This window comes from Streptomyces canus, from assembly GCF_041435015.1.
GTDB classification, from domain to species: domain Bacteria; phylum Actinomycetota; class Actinomycetes; order Streptomycetales; family Streptomycetaceae; genus Streptomyces; species Streptomyces canus_G.
Map to the genome: position 1 here is coordinate 6,208,253 of NZ_CP107989.1, position 19,070 is coordinate 6,227,322.

Consider the following 19,070-nt stretch of genomic DNA (forward strand, 5'->3'; position numbering starts at 1 on the left):
GGAATATCGCGGATTTTTGCGGGGCACCGTCCGTCCCTGCCCGCACACCGCATAACCGCAGGTCAGCCTCCCTTCCCGGGTTTTCTGCGGATTTTGCGGTTTGTGCGGCGGCACCTGTTCCTGAACCAGCCTCACAGGAGTGAGCCGTGGACGAACACGACACCCCCGACATCCCCGCCGACGACGACCCGACCCTCGTTTTCCTCACCGTCAAAGAGGCCGCCCGCCGACTCCGCATCGGCCGGACCACGTGCTATGGGCTCATCCGCACCGGAGAACTGGAGTCCGTCATGGTCGGTGGACTCCGCAGGGTCCCGGTCGACGCGCCGGTCGCCTACGCGACCCGTCTCCGCACCACCCAACGCGCCGCTTGACGACGCCCGGGGCGGCGGCACTCCCGGACAGGACAGCCCGCCGCCCCGGTCTCCATCCCGACACGCAAGAAACAGGAGCCTGCCTGTGGCAGAGGACAAGAAGAAGCGCACGCGACAGCCGAACGGCCGAAGCTCGATCTACTTCGGAAAGGACGGCAAATGGCACGGCCGCGTCACCGTCGGCGTCCGCGACGACGGCACGCCGGACCGCCGTCACGTCGAACGCAAGACCCGCGCCGAAGTGACGGCCGCCGTAGCCGAGTTGGAGAAGCAGCGAGACGCCAAGACCGTGCGGAAGCCCGGTAAGGCATGGACGGTCAAGGCTTGGCTGACCCACTGGATTGAGAACGTCGCGCCCCTCGCCGTCAACGACAACACGATGGTCGGGTACGGCGTGGCCGTCCGGAAGCACCTCATTCCCGGCTTGGGCGCTCACCGTCTCGACAGGCTGAAGCCCGAGCACATCGAGGTGTTCTACGCCAAGATGCAGGCCAACGGCAGCAAGCCCGCGACCGCTCACCAGGTGCACCGGACCTTTCGCACTGCGCTCAACGAGGCTGTACGGCGGGGGCATCTCGGCAAGAACCCGGTGCTGTTGGCCAAAGCGCCGAAGACGGGGGATCACGAGGTAGAGCCCTACACCGTCCAAGAGGTACAGCGGCTGTTGAAGGCCGCTGACCGGCACCGCAACTCCGCACGGTGGGCCGTCGCCCTCGCGCTCGGTCTGCGTCAAGGGGAGGTGCTGGGCTTGCAGTGGGTGGACGTGGACCTTGACGATGGATTCCTCGTAGTCCGCCGTAGCCGCCACCGGCCGCAATACGCCCACGGGTGCGCCGAGCCCTGCGGACGCAAGGCCGCGGGGTACTGCCCGCAGAAGCGACGGACCAACCCGGAGTTGACCGTTACCAAGTCGCGCGCCGGCCGCCGCGCGGTCGGTCTCCCCGAACAGCTCGTTGACCTACTCCGTGCACACCTCAAGGCGCAGGAAGCGGAGAGGGAGGCGGCCGGGAAACGCTGGGAGGAGAACGGCCTGGTCTTCCCGGATGAGTACGGCCGTAGCCCGTCCCATCGCCGGGACTGGTCTGAGTGGAAGGCACTTCTGGCAGAGGCGAAGGTTCGTGACGCGCGTTTGCACGACGCACGCCACACTGCTGCCACCGTGCTGCTCATCCTCGGGGTACCCGAGCGCGCCGTGATGGGCCTTATGGGATGGTCGACAACCGCCATGGCCGCCCGGTATCAGCACATGGTCGACGCGGTGCGGACTGACATCGCGAGGCAAGTGGATGGTCTGATCTGGAAGGTGGATGGAGACGGGCCGAGCGATGCCGATGGGTCGGCCGGGGTGCCCGTGGAGAATGATTAGATAGTCGCGAAAGGGTGGTCTCGCAAGGGGCCGCCCTAGCTTGTTACTCCAGTTTCAGAATTAACTATTTCCACTTTGACCATTCGCTGTCACGTCAGCCTATCTGATGCTCGCCGTTTCCTTCCCGGCGACTGTCGTCACAGATTTACATCTGTTCTTGACGTCGATTGTGGTCGCTCTCTCGGAAGGTCTTTCCGTTTGTTGAAATCACCTCTATCATTCACTGATGGACAGGAGTCTGCTGCTGAACCTTGTGGCTCTTTTCATCTCGATCTGCGCGGTAGCCATTTCCGTGATCTTCGGGATGCGACAGCTGGCGATTGCGCGGCATGCTAACTATATACCTGCCCTTCTTGACCTCTTGAGTGAGTTCAGAAAAGTAGAGTTCCATGAGAAGTATAATTTTGTTTGCGTCAGGCTACGGGAGGAGCATTCTCCGGAACTTGGGCTGAGTGGGTTGCCAATAGAGGTGAAGGAAATTGTCTACAGTGTCTTATATTTCTTTCAGACCATTGCGAAACTTTATGCGCTAGAGGTCCTTAGTGAGGAGGTTGTAATGGGCATGGTGCGAGGTCGGGTGGTAATGATGTGGCGCGCCATTGAGCCTTATGTGATTAAGGAGCGCGAATCGCCTTTGGTGGATGATCATCTGCTTTCCGTGCTGGAAAGTTTCGCCGCAGATGCCGAGCGCTTTACGGGTCCGTAGGGAGCTGGCCTGTTGCGGGTCCGGCGAGCTGGTGGGCGAAGGGGGCGACTAGCAGCTGCTGAGAGCTGAGAGCTGAGAGCGACGGGTGAGCTGCTGGGTCGGAATGAGACGGAAACTGAGACGGGCCACCGAAAGGGCGGCACCCCCTTGTGGGTGCCGCCCTTTCGTTTTGCCTGGTCAAGCACTTGAGGCCGTGGCGGGAATCGAACCCGCGTAACTCGCTTTGCAGGCGAGTCCCTGAACCACTCGGGCACACGGCCGGGTCGGTGGAGCGAGGTGCTCCTGCCGAACTCGGTGGAATGACCGTATGGCGAGGGTGAGGGGAGACTCAAGGGATTCCTGGGTGCTGCAACGGGACTGCCATGCGCCGTTCATGAACGGGCCTCGGCCCCCGGTGGTCGTACGACCAAGGTCGCAGGTTCACGTGGAGCTTTTGACAGGGGTCAAAGGGGGCTGTGGACCTTACTCTGGCGGGCATGGCAGTCCTGGAACCGCGTGACACCGATGTCGCCGACGACCCTGAGGTCCTGTCCGTCAACGAGGTGGAGGAGGGGGTGCTGGGGCGTTCGTACCGGGCGCTGAGTATCGGCATCGTGTCCGTCGTGCTGCTCATCGCGTTCGAGGCCACCGCTGTCGGGACCGCGATGCCGGTTGCCGCGCGGGAGTTGGACGGGGTCGCGCTCTACGCGTTCGCGTTCTCCGGGTACTTCACCACCAGCCTGTTCGGGATGGTGCTGGCCGGGCAGTGGGCGGATCGGCGGGGGCCCCTCGGGGCGTTGGCCGGCGGGATCGCCGGCTTCGGTGCCGGGTTGTTGCTGTCCGGGACGGCCGGCGCGATGTGGCAGTTCATTCTCGGACGGGCCGTGCAGGGGTTCGGGGGCGGTCTGGTCATCGTGGCGCTGTATGTCGTCGTCGGGCGGGCCTACCCGGAGCGGCTGCGGCCCGCGATCATGGCGGCGTTCGCGGCAGGCTGGGTCGTGCCCTCGATCGTGGGGCCGCTCGCGGCCGGGGCCGTGACCGAGCACCTCGGGTGGCGGTGGGTGTTCGTCGGGATTCCGGTCCTGGTGGTCTTTCCGCTGGTGTTCGCCCTGCCGCAGATTCGGCGGCGGGCGTCCGGGCCGGTCGACGACGACCATGGAGAGGCCGCCTTCGACCGTCGCCGCATCCGGCTCGCCCTCGGGATCTCCCTCGGCGCCGGGCTCCTCCAGTACGCCGCCCAGGATCTGCGTCCCCTCTCCCTGCTCCCCGGCCTCGCGGGCGTCGCGCTGCTCGTGCCGGCCGTGCTCGGGCTGCTTCCGCGCGGGACGTACCGGGCGGCACGCGGGCTGCCCTCCGTCGTGCTGTTGCGCGGGGTCGCCGCGGGGTCCTTCGTCGCCGCCGAGTCCTTCGTGCCGTTGATGCTGGTCACCCAGCGGGGGCTGTCGCCGACGCTGGCCGGGTTCTCGCTCGCGGCGGGCGGCGGTACGTGGGCGCTGGGGTCGTGGGTGCAGTCGCGGGCGCGGGTGGAGCCGTACCGGGAACGGCTGATGACCGGGGGGATGGTTCTGGTCGCGGCCGCGATCGCCGCCGCGCCGAGTGTGCTGATCCACTCCGTGCCCGTCTGGACCGTCGCCGTCGCCTGGGGTTTCGGCTGCTTCGGGATGGGGCTGGTGATCTCCTCGACCAGTGTGCTTCTGCTGCATCTCTCCGCCCCCGACGAGGCCGGCACCAACTCCGCCTCCCTCCAGATCTCCGACGGCCTCTCCAACGCCGTCCTGCTGGCGGCGGGGGGTGCGGCCTTCGCGGCGCTGGGCGGCGGCACGGTGAGCCATACGGCGACGGAGGCATCCGGCTCCCATCCGGCCGCGTTCGCCGTGGTGTTCCTGCCGATGGCGGGGGTGGCGTTGGTGGGGGCGTGGGTGACGACCCGACTGCACGCCACAACGCGACCTGGCTCTCCCCGCACATGAACGGTCACCCGCTGGACGCGAACGTCGACGTCGACGAGGCTGAGCAGTTCGTGCTGGACGGGTCGACTGTGACCTCGGTCCCACCCACGGCCGCCCCGGCCCCGTCCGCGCGTTGACGGCATCGGCCCGCCGGTAAGGTGACCCGGTCGTCATACACAGCCGAAGACACCGCCGAGCCGCCCGCCCGTCGCCCACCACCCCGCTTGACGCGCTTCGCGCGGCACCTCCCATTCGACCCGACGGAGACCGTGACTACCACCGCCGCCTCCTCCCACCACCTTTCCCCCGCCTTTCCCGGCCGGGCCCCCTGGGGTACCGCCAGCAAGCTGCGCGCCTGGCAGCAAGGGGCGTTGGACAAGTACGTCCAGGAGCAGCCGCGTGACTTCCTGGCCGTCGCGACCCCGGGCGCGGGCAAGACGACGTTCGCCCTCACCCTCGCCTCCTGGCTGCTGCACCACCATGTCGTGCAGCAGGTGACGGTCGTCGCGCCGACCGAGCATCTGAAGAAGCAGTGGGCCGAGGCGGCGGCGCGGATAGGGATCAAGCTCGATCCCGAGTACAGCGCCGGACCGCTCGGCAAGGACTACCACGGCGTCGCCGTCACCTATGCGGGGGTGGGCGTACGGCCCATGCTCCATCGCAACCGGGTCGAGCAGCGCAAGACCCTCGTCATCCTCGACGAGATCCACCACGCCGGTGACTCCAAGTCGTGGGGCGAGGCGTGCCTGGAGGCCTTCGAGCCCGCCACCCGCCGGCTCGCGCTCACCGGTACGCCCTTCCGGTCCGACACCAACCCCATTCCCTTCGTGGCGTACGAGGAGGGAAACGACGGCATCCGACGGTCGGCCGCCGACTACACCTACGGGTACGGGAACGCGCTGGCCGACCATGTCGTGCGGCCCGTCATCTTCCTCTCCTACAGCGGCAACATGCGCTGGCGGACCAAGGCGGGCGACGAGATCGCCGCCCGGCTCGGCGAACCCATGACCAAGGATGCGATCAGCCAGGCCTGGCGTACGGCCCTGGATCCGCGCGGTGAGTGGATGCCGAGCGTCCTGCGCGCCGCCGACCAGCGGCTGACCGAGGTCAGGAAGGGCATCCCGGACGCCGGAGCCCTCGTCATCGCCTCCGACCAGGACTCCGCGCGCGCGTACGCCAAGCTGATCCGCGAGATCACGGGCAACAAGGCGACCCTCGTGCTGTCCGACGACGCCGGCGCGTCCAAGCGGATCGACGACTTCAGTGCCAGCAACGACCGGTGGATGGTCGCCGTCCGCATGGTGTCCGAGGGCGTCGACGTGCCCCGGCTGGCCGTGGGCGTCTACGCCACCACCATCTCCACGCCGCTCTTCTTCGCCCAGGCCGTCGGCCGTTTCGTACGGTCCCGGCGGCGCGGTGAGACCGCCTCCGTCTTCCTGCCGACCGTCCCCGACCTCCTGACCTTCGCCAACGAGATGGAGGTGGAACGGGACCACGCCCTCGACAAGCCGAAGAAGGAGGGCGAGGAGGACCCCTACGCCGAGTCCGAGAAGGAGATGGAGGAGGCGAACAAGGAGGAGGACGAGGACACCGGCGAGCAGGAACAGTTCGCCTTCGAGGCGCTGGAGTCCGAGGCCGTCTTCGACCGCGTCCTCTACGACGGTGCCGAGTTCGGTATGCAGGCGCACCCGGGGAGCGAGGAGGAGCAGGACTACCTCGGGATTCCCGGGCTCCTGGAGCCGGACCAGGTGCAGCTGCTGCTCCAGAAGCGGCAGGCCCGGCAGATCGCGCACAGCCGCAAGAAGCCGGACACCGAGGCGGATCTCCTCGAGCTGCCCGCCGAGCGGCGGCCCGTCGTCTCGCACAAGGAGATGATGGAGCTGCGCAAGCAGCTCAACACGATGGTGAGTGCCTACGTCCACCAGAGCGGCAAGCCGCACGGGGTGATCCACACCGAGCTGCGCCGGGTGTGCGGGGGGCCACCGAGTGCCGAGGCCACGGCCGGGCAGCTGCGACAGCGGATCGCCAAGGTGCAGGAGTGGGCCACCCGGATGAGGTGACGCGGGGGCGCCTGCCGCCTCGCGTCGCGGGACCGTACGTATCCGGACAAACGGAGTGGTCCGTACCGACTGCTGCCCGGATTCTGGACGGAGGCTTCCGCTGAGCGAACCCGCTTCGCTACTGTCCCGCTACGCACACGCCCCGTGGCAGCGCCGCCGCGGAGCGCAGCCGTGAAGCGACGCGGTCCGGAAACAGACCGGGCCGCCGTCCGATCGGCGGCCTCTGAAGCGCGTCACCGACGGGACTCGGTGACGCACCGCCGTGAGGGGCCCGCCGACCTCACCACTTGGAGGAGTGGGCGTCGTGACCGCGGAGACCTCTCAGACGCTTGACCGGGGACTGCGTGTCCTCAAGCTCCTGGCCGACACGGACCACGGGCTCACCGTCACCGAGCTTTCCAACAAACTGGGTGTGAACCGGACCGTGGTGTACCGGTTGCTGGCCACGCTGGAGCAGCACGCCCTCGTCCGGCGTGATCTGGGCGGGCGTGCCCGGGTGGGGCTGGGGGTACTGCGGCTCGGACGGCAGGTGCACCCGCTGGTACGGGAGGCCGCACTGCCCGCGCTGCGCTCGCTCGCGGAGGACATCGGGGCGACGGCACACCTGACCTTGGTGGACGGAACCGATGCGCTGGCCGTGGCCGTCGTGGAGCCCACGTGGACGGACTATCACGTGGCGTATCGGGCGGGGTTCCGGCATCCGCTGGACCGCGGGGCCGCGGGGCGGGCGATTCTCGCCGCTCGGCAGCAGGGGTTCGGGGAGCCGGGGTACATGCTGACGCACGGCGAGCTGGAGGCCGGGGCCAGTGGGGCGGCCGCTCCCTTGCTCGGGGTCACCGGGGTCGAGGGCAGTGTGGGGGTCGTGATGCTGGCCGACGCGGTGCCGGAGCGGGTGGGACCGCGGGTGGTGGACGCGGCGCGGGAGGTCGCGGAGGCGTTGCGCTGAGCGGTGTGGCTTCGCCGTCGGCCGGGGGTCCGGTGGGGGCGGTTCGCGCCCGCGCGGCGGTGGCCGCAGATCGATACAGCCCTGCGCTCCTGGGGCCGTAGGTGGCGGACGCGGCGCGGGAGGTCGCGGAGGCGTTGCGCTGAGCGGTGTGGCTTCGCCATCGGCCGCGGGTCCGGTGGGGACGGTTCGCGCCCGCGCGGCGGTGGCCGCAGATCGATACAGCCCTGCGCCCCTGGGTGGGTGCGGTCGCCGCCGGCCGACAGGTCCACGTGTGGAAACCGGCGGCCGCGGCGGGCCGACATGCCCACGTGTTGAACCGGCAGCCGCCGCCCCCCGGCATGCCCACCTGCTCAACCGGCAGCCGTCGCCGGCCCCAGCCCCGCCAGCACTCTCAACTGCAGCCACAGGACGAGGCGTTCGTCGGGATCGTCCAGGTCGATTCCGACCTGCTTCCGTACCTGCTTCAGTCGGTAGCGGCACGTGTTCGGGTGCACGGCCAGCAGCCTTGCCGCCTCCGTCATGTCGCACCCCGTGTCGAACCAGCAGAGCAGCGTGCGGGCGTAGTCCGTCCCGTGCTCGGAGTCGTACGACAGCACCCGACGCCAGGATCCCGCGGTCAACTCCCGCTTTTCACCGAGTACGTCGGCGAGCCGCAGCAGCGTCACCCGCGGCCGCACCTCGTCGATCGTCGCCACCGGCAGCGAGGGCCCGAGCACCCGCAGCACGAGATCGGCGTCCGCCCGTGACCCGGCCACCTCCCCGAGCCCCGCCACCACCTCACCCAGCCCCGCACGCACCGGCACCCTCAGCGACTGCCCCGCCCGCGCGACGATGTCCTCCGCCAGCCGCCGGTGGCGAGCCCCGGGCGCCGGCAACAGGGCGTACACCACGCCGTCGAGCAGCACACACGCATGCCGCCCGTACCGCGCCGCGCACTGCAGCCGTACGACGTCCAGCAGCCGTGGCCCGGTCTGCCCGGCGTCCGGAAGGCCGACCGCGTCCAGGACGAAGGCGGCCACCCGTACCGGGCCCTCGACTCCCAGCCCCACGGAGGACGTTGCCGCGTCCGCCGTCCCCTCCAGCACCCGCCGCAGCAGATCGCTGTTCTGGTGCCGGGCCAGCTCCTGTGCCGCCCGCGCCCGCAGGAGCAGCAGTGCCGCCGTCGACGCCCCCTGGACGAGCGTCCCCTCCGCGTCCGCCGCGAGCGTGCCGTCGTCGACGACCCACACCGAGCCGAGGGTCTCCCCGCCGGCCCGGACGGCGACCGCGAGGCGCGGCAGGGCGCTGTCCCGCAGCGCGGGCAGCCGCAGCGGGCCGTCGGCCGCGAACAGCATCCGGTACTGCTCGGTGTTCTCCACGTCTGCCGGTACCCGCAGGCCCAGGATGCCCTGGCGGCGGTCCTCGTCGACCGGCTGGCCGGGGACCGTGGAGTAGGCGAGGATCCGCTGCCGGGGATCCTCCACGGCCGTCGCCCCGCCGGTCGCCGCCGCGATGGCGTCGGCGAGCGCGAAGAGGTCGCCGTGGCCGCCCGTGGCCGGGACCGGCCGCGCGCCGATCGCCGAGGCCAGCAGCAGGTGTGCCTGGTGCCAGGCCGTGTCCTCGGCGACGGACAGCAGTGCCACGCCGTACGTCTGCGCCTCGGCCGTCGGCCCGTCCGGACCGCGCACCACCAGGCCGGTCATCCCGGCTTCCGCGGCCGCCCTCACCAGCGGTCCGGCCGCGGCCGCTCGTACCCCGACCGCCAGCAGCAGCGCGCCCGGCACCTGGGGGAGCGGCGCGTGGGCGTCGTGGAGGAGCACCTCCGTGACCGGGACGGCGAGTCCGGCGGGTGCGGTGTGCAGGCGTACGGACGTCCTTCCGATGGCGTCCAGGAGGTCCCCGAGCGTGCAGGCGTCCATGGGTGCCCCCAGATGGTTTGGCCGATCCGCAAAGAAACGTACGTACACATTGTGGGACCGCACAACCCGGGGCGGCCGCCCGGGCCGGAGACTCGACACATGACCGGAGTGAGCATCCGTACCGTCCACGACGTCGCCGGCCTCGATGCCGTCAGCGCGTACTTCGGCGAGGTGTGGCGGACCCCGCGCACGAGCGCGCCCTATCCGGCCGAAGTGCTGCACAGCCTGGTCCACGCCGGCGGCGCGGTGCACGCGGCCCACGACGGTGAGCGCCTCGCCGGGGCCTGTGTCGCCGTGTTCGGGCCGCCGCGCTCGCGGGAGGTGTACTCCCTGGTCGCTGCCGCTGAACCCGGGCTCGGCCAGCTGGTGAAGCGGGCGCAGCGGGACTGGGCACTCGGCCTGGGCGCCCGCACCATGCGCTGGACCTTCGACCCGCTGGTCGCCCGCAACGCCCGCTTCAACCTGGCCAAGCTGGGCGCGGTGGGCACCGAGTACGTCGTCGACTTCTACGGCCCCATGAGGGACGGCGTGAACAACGGCGACGAGAGCGACCGGCTGACGGTGACATGGGATCTGGTGGCGCCGGGACAGCCGTACGACCCGGGGGAGCGCGAGGCCGCACCCGCCACCCGCCGTGCCCCCGACGGAGCAACCCTCGCCCGCCGCGACCTCGCCGACCTGCACGTCTGGTGCCGGGTCCCGGACGACGTCGTCAAGCTGCGGGCCGCCGACCCGGCGCTCGCGCTGCGCTGGCGGCGGGCCGTGCGCGAGGTGTTCACGGAGGCCTTCGGGCAGGGGTTCCGGGCGACCGGGATGTCCCGCGACGGCTGGTACACGCTCACCCGCGAGAACGACGAGGAAGGCACCGTATGAAACTCGAACGCGTCGAGGTCGTCCATGTGGCGATCCCGCTCGTCAGCCCCTTCCGCACCTCCTTCGGCACGATGACGACGAAGGACACCTTCCTGCTGCACGTCGTCACGGACACCGCCGAGGGCTGGTCGGAGTTCGCCGCCGACCCGCAGCCGCGGTACTGCTCGGAGTTCGTGGCGGGCGCGGAGCTCGTGCTGCGGGACTTCCTGGTGCCGAGGGTGGCGGCGCTGCCCACGCTCACGGCAGCGCTGGTGGGGCCCGCCGTCAGCGGGATCAAGGGGCACGAGCTGGCGAAGGCGGCCCTGGAGACGGCCGTCCTCGACGCGGAGCTGCGGTCGTACGGCATGCCGCTGGCGGTGTATCTCGGCGCAGTGCGCGAGCGGGTGCCCGCGGGGGTGTCGGTGGGGATCAAGGACTCCGTTCCGGAGCTGCTGGACGACGTCGAGCGGTATCTCGCCGAGGGCTACGTCCGGATCAAGCTGAAGATCGAACCGGGCTGGGACGTCGAACCGGTACGGGCCGTGCGCGAGCGCTTCGGCGCCGCACTGCCCCTCCAGGTCGACGCCAACACGGCGTACACCCTCGCGGACGCGGAACACCTGCGGCGGCTCGACGAGTTCGGGCTGCTGCTGATCGAGGAGCCCCTGGACGAGAACAACCTGTACGGCCACGCGCGCCTCCAGAGCCGTATCGCCACCCCCGTCTGCCTCGACGAGTCCCTGCACAACGCCCGGGACACCGCTTCCGCGATCGCGATGGACGCGTGCCGGGTCGTGAACATCAAGCCCGCGCGCGTGGGCGGCTATCTGGAGGCCCGCCGCATCCACGACGTGGCCCGCGCGCACGGCGTGCCGGTGTGGTGCGGCGGCATGCTGGAGACGGGAATCGGCCGCGCCCCGAACCTCGCCCTGGCCGCCCTGCCCGGCTTCACGCTCCCCGGCGACACCTCGGCCTCGGCCCGCTACTTCGCGGAGGACATCACCGAGCCGTTCGTCCTGGTGGACGGCCACCTGCCGGTTCCTCGGACGCCCGGCATCGGCGTCGAACCGCTGCCCGACGTCCTACGGCGCTTCACGCGCGCGAGGCGGGACCTGTACGGGGGCTGACCGGCTCGTGGCCGGAAGTGACCGCCGCGTTAGATTGATCCCGTGCTCTCTCGCCTCACGCGCCCCCAGGCCGTCGCCGTCTGCGCCCTGCCCGTCGTGGCACTGGTCGCCACGGCCCTCTTCGCGCCGCTGCCGTTCGCACTGGCGCAGCCCGGGATGACGGCGAACGTCCTCGGCGAGAACAAGGGCGCGGAGGTGATCACGATCTCCGGGGCGAAGACGCGTACGACGAGCGGGCAGCTGCGGATGACGACCATCGAGGCGACCGGGCCCGACACCCATGTCGCGCTCGGTGACCTCTTCGACAGCTGGTTCCGCACCGACCGGGCGGTCATGCCCCACGACGCGGTCTACCCGAGCGGGCAGAGCGTCGAGGAGATCGAGAAGCACAACACCGCGCAGATGAAGGAGTCCCAGGACGCGGCGACCGAGGCGGCGCTGAACTACCTGAAGCTCCGCGACGACAAGGTCAAGGTCACGCTGAAGCTCGCGGACGTCGGCGGCCCGAGCGCGGGGCTGCTGTTCACCCTGGGGATCATCGACAAGCTGAACGGTGACGGCGTCGGGGGCGACCTCACGGGCGGCCGCACCATTGCCGGGACGGGAACGATCGACGCGGACGGGACGGTCGGCGCGGTGGGCGGCGTGGCGCTGAAGACGCAGGCCGCGAAGCGGGACGGGGCGACGGTGTTCCTGGTCCCCGAGGAGGAGTGCTCCGACGCGAAGGCGGAGCTGCCGAAGGGGCTGCGGCTGATCCCGGTGACGTCCCTGAAGGGGGCGGTGAGTGCGCTGACCGCACTGGAGTCGGGTAAGGGGTCCGTCCCCGCCTGCTAGTGCGCGAGGGCCGGCCTGGGCGAGGCCAGCCGGAGGCCGACCTCCACCAGGGTCCAGCCGAGCCGGGTCCTGATGGCGTACGGCCGCTTGGCCTGCGCGGCCAGGCGGTGGGCGTCGGCCTCGGCGCGGAGGTCGGCGGCGCGGAGGTGGTGCAGGGCGAGGTGGGTCTCGGAGTGCATGGCGGGGCCCTTTCAGTCCGTCTCGGTCGGGAACAGGTGCGTGTGGATGCGTACTTGCTCCGAGCCGGGGTCCTCGTCGGTGACCCGGCCGCGGTAGTCGTTGATCAGGGCGTGCATCTTGGTCACGAGCTCGGCGCCCAGTTCGGGGGTGAGCTGGAGCGTCGCGTCGCTCATGTCGGTGGAGCGGATCCAGTCCTGGGACCAGCGCTCGCGGGTGTGGAGCCAGTGGGACAACTCGCGAGCGTGGGTCGCGGCCACCTCGTGCAGGAAGATCTCGGCCATCCCGCGGAGTTCCGGGCCCGCCCCCTCGAACTCGGTGGTGTCGAAGGTCAGTCCCTCGTCCACGGCCTTCCACCACCGCTCCCGCCCCTTGCCGTGCTCCGGGGCATCCGCGATGAAGCCGTACTCGGCGAGCTGTCGCAGGTGGTAGCTGGTGGCTCCGCTGGACTCGCCCAGCCGCTCGGCGAGCATCGACGCGGTGGCGGGACCGCGCCGGCGCAGGGCGTTGAGCAGTTCCATCCGCAGGGGATGGGCCAGCCCGCGCAGTGAACGGGCGTCGAGTTTCCGTACGTTGGGCTCTTCCGGCATGCGTACAAAGATAGCTTTGCAAAGAGCCCTTTGCAACAGGTTCTTTGTAACCGCGTCCTTGCGACGGCCTGCCCCTACTTCACGAAGCCCTGTGCCTTCATCCAGTCCAGCGCCACCTGATGCGGATCCTCCCCGGCGACATCAACCTTCGCGTTCAACTCCCGCGCCACCGTGTTGTCCAGCCTCTTCGTGACCGGGTTCAGGACCTCGGCGATGGCCGGCCACCTCTTCAGGGCCTTGGAGTTGATCACGGGAGCCGCGTTGTAGTTGGGGAAGAACGTCCGGTCGTCCCGCATCACCACCAGGTTCATGGACGTGATGCGCCCGTCGGTGGTGAAGACCTCCCCGTACCGGCAACTGCCCTTCGCCACCTGGGTGTAGATGATCCCGGTATCCATCTGGGTGATGTTCTTCGCCGGGATGCTCATCCCGTACGCCTTCTCCATGCCCGGCAGCCCGTCCGCGCGGTTGGCGAACTCGCCCTCCACGCACAGCGTCACCGCACCGGAGTCCTTCTTCGCCAGCGCGGCCACGTCGGAGAGCGTCCTCGTGCCGTACTTTTTGAAGCCGGCCTGGTTCATGGCGAGGGCGTAGGTGTTGTTCAGGGGTGCCTTCGGCAGCCACGTCAGCCCGTTCCCCAGGTCGGCCCTCCGTACCGCCACCCACTGCTTCTGCGGATCGGCGATCGGTTCACCGTTGCCCTGGTACGTGATCCACGCGGTGCCCGTGTACTCGTACATCCCGTCCGCGTCCCCGGACTTGACCGCCTCCCGCGCCCCGACCGACCCCTGGATCCCCGTGCGGTCGAGCACATCCGCCCCGGCCGCCTGGAACGCGATCCCCATGATCGCGCCGAGGATCAGCTGCTCGGTGAACTCCTTCGACGTGACCGTCAGAACCGCCCCTTTGAGCGGCTCACCCCGCCCGATCGAACCCGGCTTCACGTCGTCGACCATGGGCGAGCCACTGGTCAGCCCGCAGCCGGACAGCAGAACCAGGACCCCGGCCAGCGTCAGGCATGTCCGCCTCATGTGTCGGTCTCCGGCCTCTGGGGTCGGGGCAGTGGCCGGTGGTCCGGCATCGAGCTCGGCCTCACGTCTGTGGGTGTGGGGGAGTTGCGGGTCGGTGTGCGGGAGGGGGGCGGGGTCAGGGTTCCGGCCGGCGTCAGGCATGTCCGCCTCATGCGTCGGTCTCCGGGCCCTGGGGTCGGGGTAGCGGTTCGGCCGGTGGGGTGGTCCGGTGGGCCGGCATCGAGCTGGGGTTGACGTCGTCGGCCATCGGGGAGCCGCCCGCAGCCGGACAGCAGAACCAGGACCCCGGCCAGCGTCAGGCATGTCCGCCTCATGTGTCGGTCTCCGGCCTCTGGGGTCGGGGTAGCGGTTCGGCCGGTGGGGTGGTCCGGTGGGCCGGCATCGAGCTGGGGTTGACGTCGTCGGCCATCGGGGAGCCGCCCGCAGCCGGACAGCAGAACCAGGACCCCGGCCAGCGTCAGGCATGTCCGCCTCATGTGTCGGTCTCCGGCCTCTGGGGGCGGGGCAGTGGTTCGGTTGGTGAGGTGGGCCGGAGTTGCTGGTCGGTGTGCGGGAGGAGGGCAGGACCAGGGCCCCGGCCGGCGTCGGACGCCGTCTCGCCGGCATCGAGCCGGGCTGTGGGGGAGCGCCCGCCCACGTCAAGGGCCCCGGCCGTCGGCAGGCAGGTTCGTCTCACGTCCCTGCCTCCAGCCCCCGTGGCCTGAGCAGCAGTTCGGCCAAGGAGGCCAGCCAGTCGACCAGCAGGGCCAGGGTCACCGTGAGGATCGAGCCGAGCATCAGCACGGGCATCCGCTGGTTGGTGATGCCGGTCGTGATCAGGACGCCCAGCCCGCCGCCCCCGCCGAAGGTCGCGAGGGTCGCCGTACCGACGTTGAGGACCAGGGCCGTGCGGACGCCCGCGAGGATCAGCGGGACGGCCAGCGGGAGTTCGACGCGTGACAGCACCCCCATGGGCGACATCCCGATGCCCCGTGCCGCCTCCAGCAGGGTCGGGTCGTTCGCCTTCAGGCCCGCGATCGTGTTCGACAGGACCGGCAGGACGGCGTAGGCGACCATGCCGATCAGGGCCGCCTTCATGCCCGTGCCCAGCCAGATCACCAGCAGGGCCAGCAGACCGATCGCCGGGGTCGCCTGGCCCATGTTGGCGAGCGCCATGGCCACCGGGCTCGCCTTCCGGAAGGTTCTGCGGGTCAGCACGATCCCCAGCGGGATCGCGATGATCAGCACGAAGAACGTCGAGATCACCGTCAGCTCCACCTGCTGCCACAGGGCCTTGGACACCTGCCCGTTCGACAGCGCGTTCTCGGAGATCGGGTCCAGGTCGGCCTGCGCGAACCACAGCCAGGTCGCGAGCAGGACGGCGATCAGGAACGCGGGCAGAAAGGTCAGCTTCTGCCAGGTCACCCGCCTGGTGGGCGGCAACGGCGGGGGAGGGGCCTCGGTCTCCTCCGGTTCGACCGTCACTTCCGGTTCCACGGCCTCCTCCGCCTCGACCGTCTCCGGCATCTCCAACTCGGGGCTCGTCACGCTCCCTCCTGCTCGGCGTGCGTCTGGGTGGCCCGGATCTCCTCCAGCGCGTGCTGGTGCTCCCTCGCCTCCAGCCGGTCGGCCTCCAGAAGATCGTGCACGGAGTTCATGAGCGTCTCCATGTCGACGACACCCGTGTACTCACCGCGCCGCCCGGTCACCGCGACCCGTCCCGCGTTGTCGGTCAGCACGGCCTCCAGCGCGTCCCGCAGCGTCGCGTCCTTGGTCACCGTGTCGCTCACCAGCGTCCCGGCCCGGGCCAGCGACCCCTGGGCGCGCATCATGTCGCCGCGCCGGAGCCACTTGTACGGCCGTCCGCGCCTGTCGAGCAGCAGGATCTCGTTCGTGCCGCTGCCCCGGAGCTTGTTGAAGATCTCCTGGAGGGGGTCGTCGACGGTCACCGTCGGATACTCGGTGATCTCCACCTCCCGTACGCGGGTGAGGTTCAGCCGCTTCAGCGCTGCCCCGGCTCCGACGAAACCGGACACGAAATCGTCCGCCGGGTTGGTCAGGATGGCCTCGGGGGTGTCGAACTGGGCGATGTGGGACCGTTCGCGCAGCACGGCGATCCGGTCACCGAGCTTGATCGCCTCGTCGAAGTCATGGGTCACGAAGACGATCGTCTTGTGCAGCTCGTGCTGGAGCCTGATCAGCTCGTCCTGGAGATGGTCGCGGGTGATCGGGTCGACCGCACCGAACGGCTCGTCCATCAGCAGGACGGGAGGATCGGCCGCCAACGCCCTCGCCACCCCCACCCGCTGCTGCTGGCCGCCGGAGAGCCCGCGTGGATAGCGGCCCTGGAACTCCCCGGGGTCGAGCCCGACGAGGTCGAGCAGCTCCTCCACGCGGTCCTTGATCCGGCCCTTTCCCCAGCCGATCATCTTCGGCACGAGCGCGATGTTCTGCGCGACCGTCATGTGCGGGAAGAGCCCGGCCGACTGGATCGCATAGCCCACCTTGCGGCGCAGCTTGACCGGATCGATGCCGGTCACGTCCTCACCGTTGATCCGGATGCGTCCACCGGTCGGCTCGATCAACCTGTTGATCATCTTGAGTGTCGTCGACTTGCCGCATCCGGACGGACCGACGAAGACGACGAGCTCGCCGGCCTTGATCTCCATGGTGACGTTGTCGACGGCGGGCCGCGGAGTGCCGGGATACCTCTTGGTCAGGTTCTCCAGCTCGATGGACGCACCTGAGGTGCCGGACGTCTCAGGCACGGATCCCCCTCGGAATGGTCAGCCGTCCGATGAGGACGTACGCGGCATCGAACAGCAGGGCGAGGACGATGATCCCGAGCGTGCCGGCGAGCACCTGGTTGAGCGCGTTCTTGCTGCCCAGAGAGGCGATGCCGCGGAAGATCTCGTTGCCCAGGCCGGGTCCGGAGGCGTAGGCGGCGATCGCGGCGATGCCCATCAGCATCTGGGTCGAGACCCGGATCCCGGTCAGGACCGGCGGCCAGGCGAGCGGCAGCTCGACCCGCACCAGCCGCATCACCCGGGACATCCCGATGCCCCTGGCCGCGTCCACCAGCGAGGGATCGACCCCGCGCAGCCCGACGATCGCGTTGCGCACGATCGGCAGCAGCCCGTAGAGCGTCAGGGCGATCACCGTGGGCGGTACGCCCAGGCCCACGGCCGGGATGAGCAGACCGATCATGGCGAGCGAGGGGATGGTCAGAAACATCGAGGTGGCCGTGGTGGCGAGGTTGCCGCCCCACTCGCTCCGATAGGTGACGACCCCGATCAGCACCCCGAGCACCGTCGCCACGACCATGCACTGGAAGACGACGCTCGCGTGCTGGTAGGCGTCCGTGAGCAGCTGCTGGTGGCGGTTGCCGAGGTACTCCCAGAAGCTCACACGGCTCACCCCACGGTCGCGGTCAGGTCCTCGCCGAGTCCTCCGCCGCCTGCTCCACCAGCGGGATGATCCGCAGCGGAACCGGGTTCTCCATGACGATCGCGGTGGCGGCCCGGACGATCCCATCGAAACCGACAACCCGGTCGATCACACGTTGGAGATCGGCGTTGGACCGGGCCACGAGGCGGCACAGCATGTCCCCGCTGCCGGTGGTGGTGTGCAGCTCCAGGACCTCCGGAACGGTGGCCAAATGCGCCCGTACGTCGGCCCCTTGCCCCTGCCGGATCTGGAGCGTGGCGAACGCGGTCACCGGGTAGCCGAGCGCCGCCGGATCGACCTGCGGACCGAATCCCCGGATGACTCCGTTCGACTGAAGCCGGTCGAGCCGCGCCTGCACGGTGCCCCGGGCCACCCCCAGCCGCCGGGACATCTCCAGCACCCCGATCCGCGGCTCGCGCGCGAGGAGCACGATGATCCGCCCGTCCAGCTCGTCGATCCCCACCCAGGCCTCCCGGACCAGTGGTCATCCTGTACAGAAAGGCCGCCCGAGCGGCCGTATCACTGAACATATTGCCCAGTGAATACGCGAACTATTGCGCACCTTGCCGACCGGAGCCAGGCTTCGCACATGACGCAGACCACACACCACACTCCCGACACCGCCCGGCAGGCCGACCCCTTCCCGGTCAAGGGAATGGACGCGGTCGTCTTCGCCGTCGGCAACGCCAAGCAGGCCGCGCACTACTACTCGACCGCCTTCGGCATGCGGCTCGTGGCCTACTCCGGACCGGAGAACGGCAGCCGCGAGACCGCCTCGTACGTGCTGGAGAACGGCTCCGCCCGTTTCGTGTTCACCTCGGTCATCAAGCCCGCCACCCCCTGGGGCCACTTCCTCGCCCAGCACGTGGCCGAGCACGGCGACGGCGTGATCGACCTCGCCATCGAGGTCCCGGACGCCCGCCGCGCCTACACCTACGCCCTCGAGCACGGCGCCCGCTCGGTCGCCGAGCCGTACGAGCTGAAGGACGAGCACGGCACGGTCGTCCTCGCCGCGATCGCCACCTACGGCGAGACCCGCCACACCCTGGTCGAGCGCACGGGCTACGACGGCCCCTACCTCCCGGGCTTCGCCGCGGCCGCCCCGATCGTCGAACCGCCCGCCCACCGCACCTTCCAGGCCGTCGACCACTGCGTCGGCAACGTCGAACTCGGCCGGATGAACGAGTGGGTCGGCTTCTACAACAAGGTCATGGGCTTCACGAACATGAAGGAGTTCGTGGGCGACGACATCGCCACCGAGTACAGCGCGCTGATGTCGAAGGTCGTGGCCGACGGCACGCTCAAGGTGAAGTTCCCGATCAACGAGCCCGCCATCGCCAAGAAGAAGTCCCAGATCGACGAGTACCTGGAGTTCTACGGCGGCGCGGGCGTCCAGCACATCGCGCTGAACACCAACGACATCGTGCAGACCGTGCGGACCATGCGCGCGGCGGGAGTCCAGTTCCTCGACACCCCCGACTCCTACTACGACACCCTCGGCGAGTGGGTCGGTGACACCCGGGTACCGGTCGACACGCTCAGGGAGTTGAAGATCCTCGCCGACCGCGACGAGGACGGCTATCTGCTGCAGATCTTCACCAAGCCGGTCCAGGACAAGCCGACCGTGTTCTTCGAACTCATCGAGCGGCACGGCTCGATGGGCTTCGGAAAGGGCAACTTCAAGGCCCTGTTCGAGGCCATCGAGCGAGAGCAGGAGAAGCGGGGCAACCTCTGACCCGAGCCCCTTTCCGCGTC

Annotated in this window: 18 protein-coding genes and 1 tRNA gene; 10 read left to right on the forward strand and 9 right to left on the reverse strand. The window is 69.6% G+C overall.

All coding sequences use genetic code 11. The annotated features are described in order from the left end of the window. Positions 1-146: 146 nt before the first annotated feature. The 3 genes from OG841_RS28400 (at position 147) to OG841_RS28410 (ending at position 2,446) form a co-directional block, all read left to right on the forward strand. Entirely contained in the window at positions 147-374 is a 228-nt protein-coding gene (locus OG841_RS28400; RefSeq protein ID WP_371567039.1) for a helix-turn-helix domain-containing protein, read from the forward strand. Positions 375-459: 85 nt separating this feature from the next. Next, complete coding sequence (locus OG841_RS28405) at positions 460-1,740, forward strand: tyrosine-type recombinase/integrase (RefSeq protein ID WP_371567038.1); 1,281 nt, start codon at positions 460-462, stop codon at positions 1,738-1,740. Positions 1,741-1,966: 226 nt separating this feature from the next. After that, positions 1,967-2,446 carry a DUF4760 domain-containing protein gene (locus OG841_RS28410; RefSeq protein WP_371567052.1) on the forward strand — a complete coding sequence of 160 codons (480 nt, stop codon included), beginning with the start codon at positions 1,967-1,969 and terminating at the stop codon, positions 2,444-2,446. A gap of 188 nt (positions 2,447-2,634) precedes the next feature. Here OG841_RS28410 and OG841_RS28415 read toward each other — a convergent pair. After that, a tRNA-Cys gene (locus OG841_RS28415) sits at positions 2,635-2,706 on the reverse strand. Positions 2,707-2,922: 216 nt separating this feature from the next. Here OG841_RS28415 and OG841_RS28420 point away from each other — a divergent pair. From OG841_RS28420 to OG841_RS28430, 3 genes are all read left to right on the forward strand, one after another. Then, positions 2,923-4,395: an MFS transporter gene (locus OG841_RS28420; protein WP_371567053.1), complete on the forward strand. Its 1,473-nt coding sequence runs from the start codon at positions 2,923-2,925 to the stop codon at positions 4,393-4,395. A gap of 248 nt (positions 4,396-4,643) precedes the next feature. Next, the gene (locus tag OG841_RS28425) at positions 4,644-6,434 is read left to right on the forward strand and encodes a DEAD/DEAH box helicase (RefSeq protein ID WP_328638932.1); all 1,791 of its coding nucleotides are present in this window, start codon (positions 4,644-4,646) and stop codon (positions 6,432-6,434) included. A gap of 304 nt (positions 6,435-6,738) precedes the next feature. Continuing rightward, complete coding sequence (locus OG841_RS28430) at positions 6,739-7,380, forward strand: IclR family transcriptional regulator (RefSeq protein WP_266528436.1); 642 nt, start codon at positions 6,739-6,741, stop codon at positions 7,378-7,380. 350 nt (positions 7,381-7,730) lie between these two features. Here the strand turns inward: OG841_RS28430 and OG841_RS28435 are convergent, their stop codons facing one another. Then, a complete protein-coding gene (locus OG841_RS28435) occupies positions 7,731-9,278 on the reverse strand; it encodes a PucR family transcriptional regulator (protein ID WP_328638931.1) in 1,548 nt (515 codons plus the stop codon). Positions 9,279-9,377: 99 nt separating this feature from the next. Here OG841_RS28435 and OG841_RS28440 point away from each other — a divergent pair, with 99 nt between their 5' ends. The 3 genes from OG841_RS28440 to OG841_RS28450 are packed head-to-tail and all read left to right on the forward strand — an operon-like array spanning position 9,378 to position 12,091. Then, positions 9,378-10,151 (forward strand): chorismate synthase, encoded by a 774-nt coding sequence (locus tag OG841_RS28440; protein WP_328638930.1) that lies wholly within the window; start codon positions 9,378-9,380, stop codon positions 10,149-10,151. Then, complete coding sequence (gene menC, locus OG841_RS28445) at positions 10,148-11,257, forward strand: o-succinylbenzoate synthase (RefSeq protein WP_328638929.1); 1,110 nt, start codon at positions 10,148-10,150, stop codon at positions 11,255-11,257. The genes OG841_RS28440 and menC overlap by 4 nt, the downstream gene beginning before the upstream one ends. 42 nt (positions 11,258-11,299) lie before the next feature. Next, positions 11,300-12,091 (forward strand): S16 family serine protease, encoded by a 792-nt coding sequence (locus OG841_RS28450; RefSeq protein ID WP_328638928.1) that lies wholly within the window; start codon positions 11,300-11,302, stop codon positions 12,089-12,091. On the opposite strand, the gene OG841_RS28455 is transcribed toward OG841_RS28450, so the two are convergent. The 7 genes from OG841_RS28455 to OG841_RS28485 form a co-directional block, all read right to left on the reverse strand. Further along, positions 12,088-12,270 (reverse strand): hypothetical protein, encoded by a 183-nt coding sequence (locus OG841_RS28455; protein ID WP_328638927.1) that lies wholly within the window; start codon positions 12,268-12,270, stop codon positions 12,088-12,090. The genes OG841_RS28450 and OG841_RS28455 overlap by 4 nt on opposite strands. Before the next feature lie 12 nt (positions 12,271-12,282). Beyond that, on the reverse strand, positions 12,283-12,858 hold the full coding sequence (locus OG841_RS28460) for an ArsR/SmtB family transcription factor (protein ID WP_328638926.1): 576 nt from the start codon (positions 12,856-12,858) through the stop codon (positions 12,283-12,285). Positions 12,859-12,932: 74 nt separating this feature from the next. After that, positions 12,933-13,889 carry a glycine betaine ABC transporter substrate-binding protein gene (locus OG841_RS28465; RefSeq protein ID WP_328638925.1) on the reverse strand — a complete coding sequence of 319 codons (957 nt, stop codon included), beginning with the start codon at positions 13,887-13,889 and terminating at the stop codon, positions 12,933-12,935. 672 nt (positions 13,890-14,561) lie between these two features. Further along, positions 14,562-15,395 carry an ABC transporter permease gene (locus tag OG841_RS28470; protein WP_328643550.1) on the reverse strand — a complete coding sequence of 278 codons (834 nt, stop codon included), beginning with the start codon at positions 15,393-15,395 and terminating at the stop codon, positions 14,562-14,564. 17 nt (positions 15,396-15,412) lie between these two features. Then, the gene (locus OG841_RS28475; protein WP_365120076.1) at positions 15,413-16,636 is read right to left on the reverse strand and encodes a betaine/proline/choline family ABC transporter ATP-binding protein; all 1,224 of its coding nucleotides are present in this window, start codon (positions 16,634-16,636) and stop codon (positions 15,413-15,415) included. Next, a complete protein-coding gene (locus tag OG841_RS28480) occupies positions 16,629-17,276 on the reverse strand; it encodes an ABC transporter permease (protein ID WP_328638923.1) in 648 nt (215 codons plus the stop codon). Before OG841_RS28480 ends, OG841_RS28475 begins: the two co-directional genes overlap by 8 nt. 22 nt (positions 17,277-17,298) lie before the next feature. Further along, positions 17,299-17,778: an Lrp/AsnC family transcriptional regulator gene (locus OG841_RS28485; protein ID WP_057610843.1), complete on the reverse strand. Its 480-nt coding sequence runs from the start codon at positions 17,776-17,778 to the stop codon at positions 17,299-17,301. Positions 17,779-17,904: 126 nt separating this feature from the next. Here OG841_RS28485 and hppD point away from each other — a divergent pair, with 126 nt between their 5' ends. After that, the gene (gene hppD, locus OG841_RS28490; protein ID WP_328638922.1) at positions 17,905-19,050 is read left to right on the forward strand and encodes a 4-hydroxyphenylpyruvate dioxygenase; all 1,146 of its coding nucleotides are present in this window, start codon (positions 17,905-17,907) and stop codon (positions 19,048-19,050) included. Positions 19,051-19,070 lie beyond the last annotated feature (20 nt).

What these genes read in the sequence shown, in the direction of transcription:
- OG841_RS28410 (WP_371567052.1), top strand. Translation starts at nt 1,967, where the DNA reads ATGGACAGGAGTCTGCTGCTGAACCTTGTGGCTCTTTTCATCTCGATC.
- OG841_RS28420 (WP_371567053.1), top strand. Translation starts at nt 2,923, where the DNA reads ATGGCAGTCCTGGAACCGCGTGACACCGATGTCGCCGACGACCCTGAG.
- OG841_RS28435 (WP_328638931.1), bottom strand. Translation starts at nt 9,278, where the DNA reads ATGGACGCCTGCACGCTCGGGGACCTCCTGGACGCCATCGGAAGGACG.
- OG841_RS28440 (WP_328638930.1), top strand. Translation starts at nt 9,378, where the DNA reads ATGACCGGAGTGAGCATCCGTACCGTCCACGACGTCGCCGGCCTCGAT.
- menC (WP_328638929.1), top strand. Translation starts at nt 10,148, where the DNA reads ATGAAACTCGAACGCGTCGAGGTCGTCCATGTGGCGATCCCGCTCGTC.
- OG841_RS28455 (WP_328638927.1), bottom strand. Translation starts at nt 12,270, where the DNA reads ATGCACTCCGAGACCCACCTCGCCCTGCACCACCTCCGCGCCGCCGAC.
- OG841_RS28460 (WP_328638926.1), bottom strand. Translation starts at nt 12,858, where the DNA reads ATGCCGGAAGAGCCCAACGTACGGAAACTCGACGCCCGTTCACTGCGC.
- OG841_RS28465 (WP_328638925.1), bottom strand. Translation starts at nt 13,889, where the DNA reads ATGAGGCGGACATGCCTGACGCTGGCCGGGGTCCTGGTTCTGCTGTCC.
- OG841_RS28470 (WP_328643550.1), bottom strand. Translation starts at nt 15,395, where the DNA reads ATGCCGGAGACGGTCGAGGCGGAGGAGGCCGTGGAACCGGAAGTGACG.
- hppD (WP_328638922.1), top strand. Translation starts at nt 17,905, where the DNA reads ATGACGCAGACCACACACCACACTCCCGACACCGCCCGGCAGGCCGAC.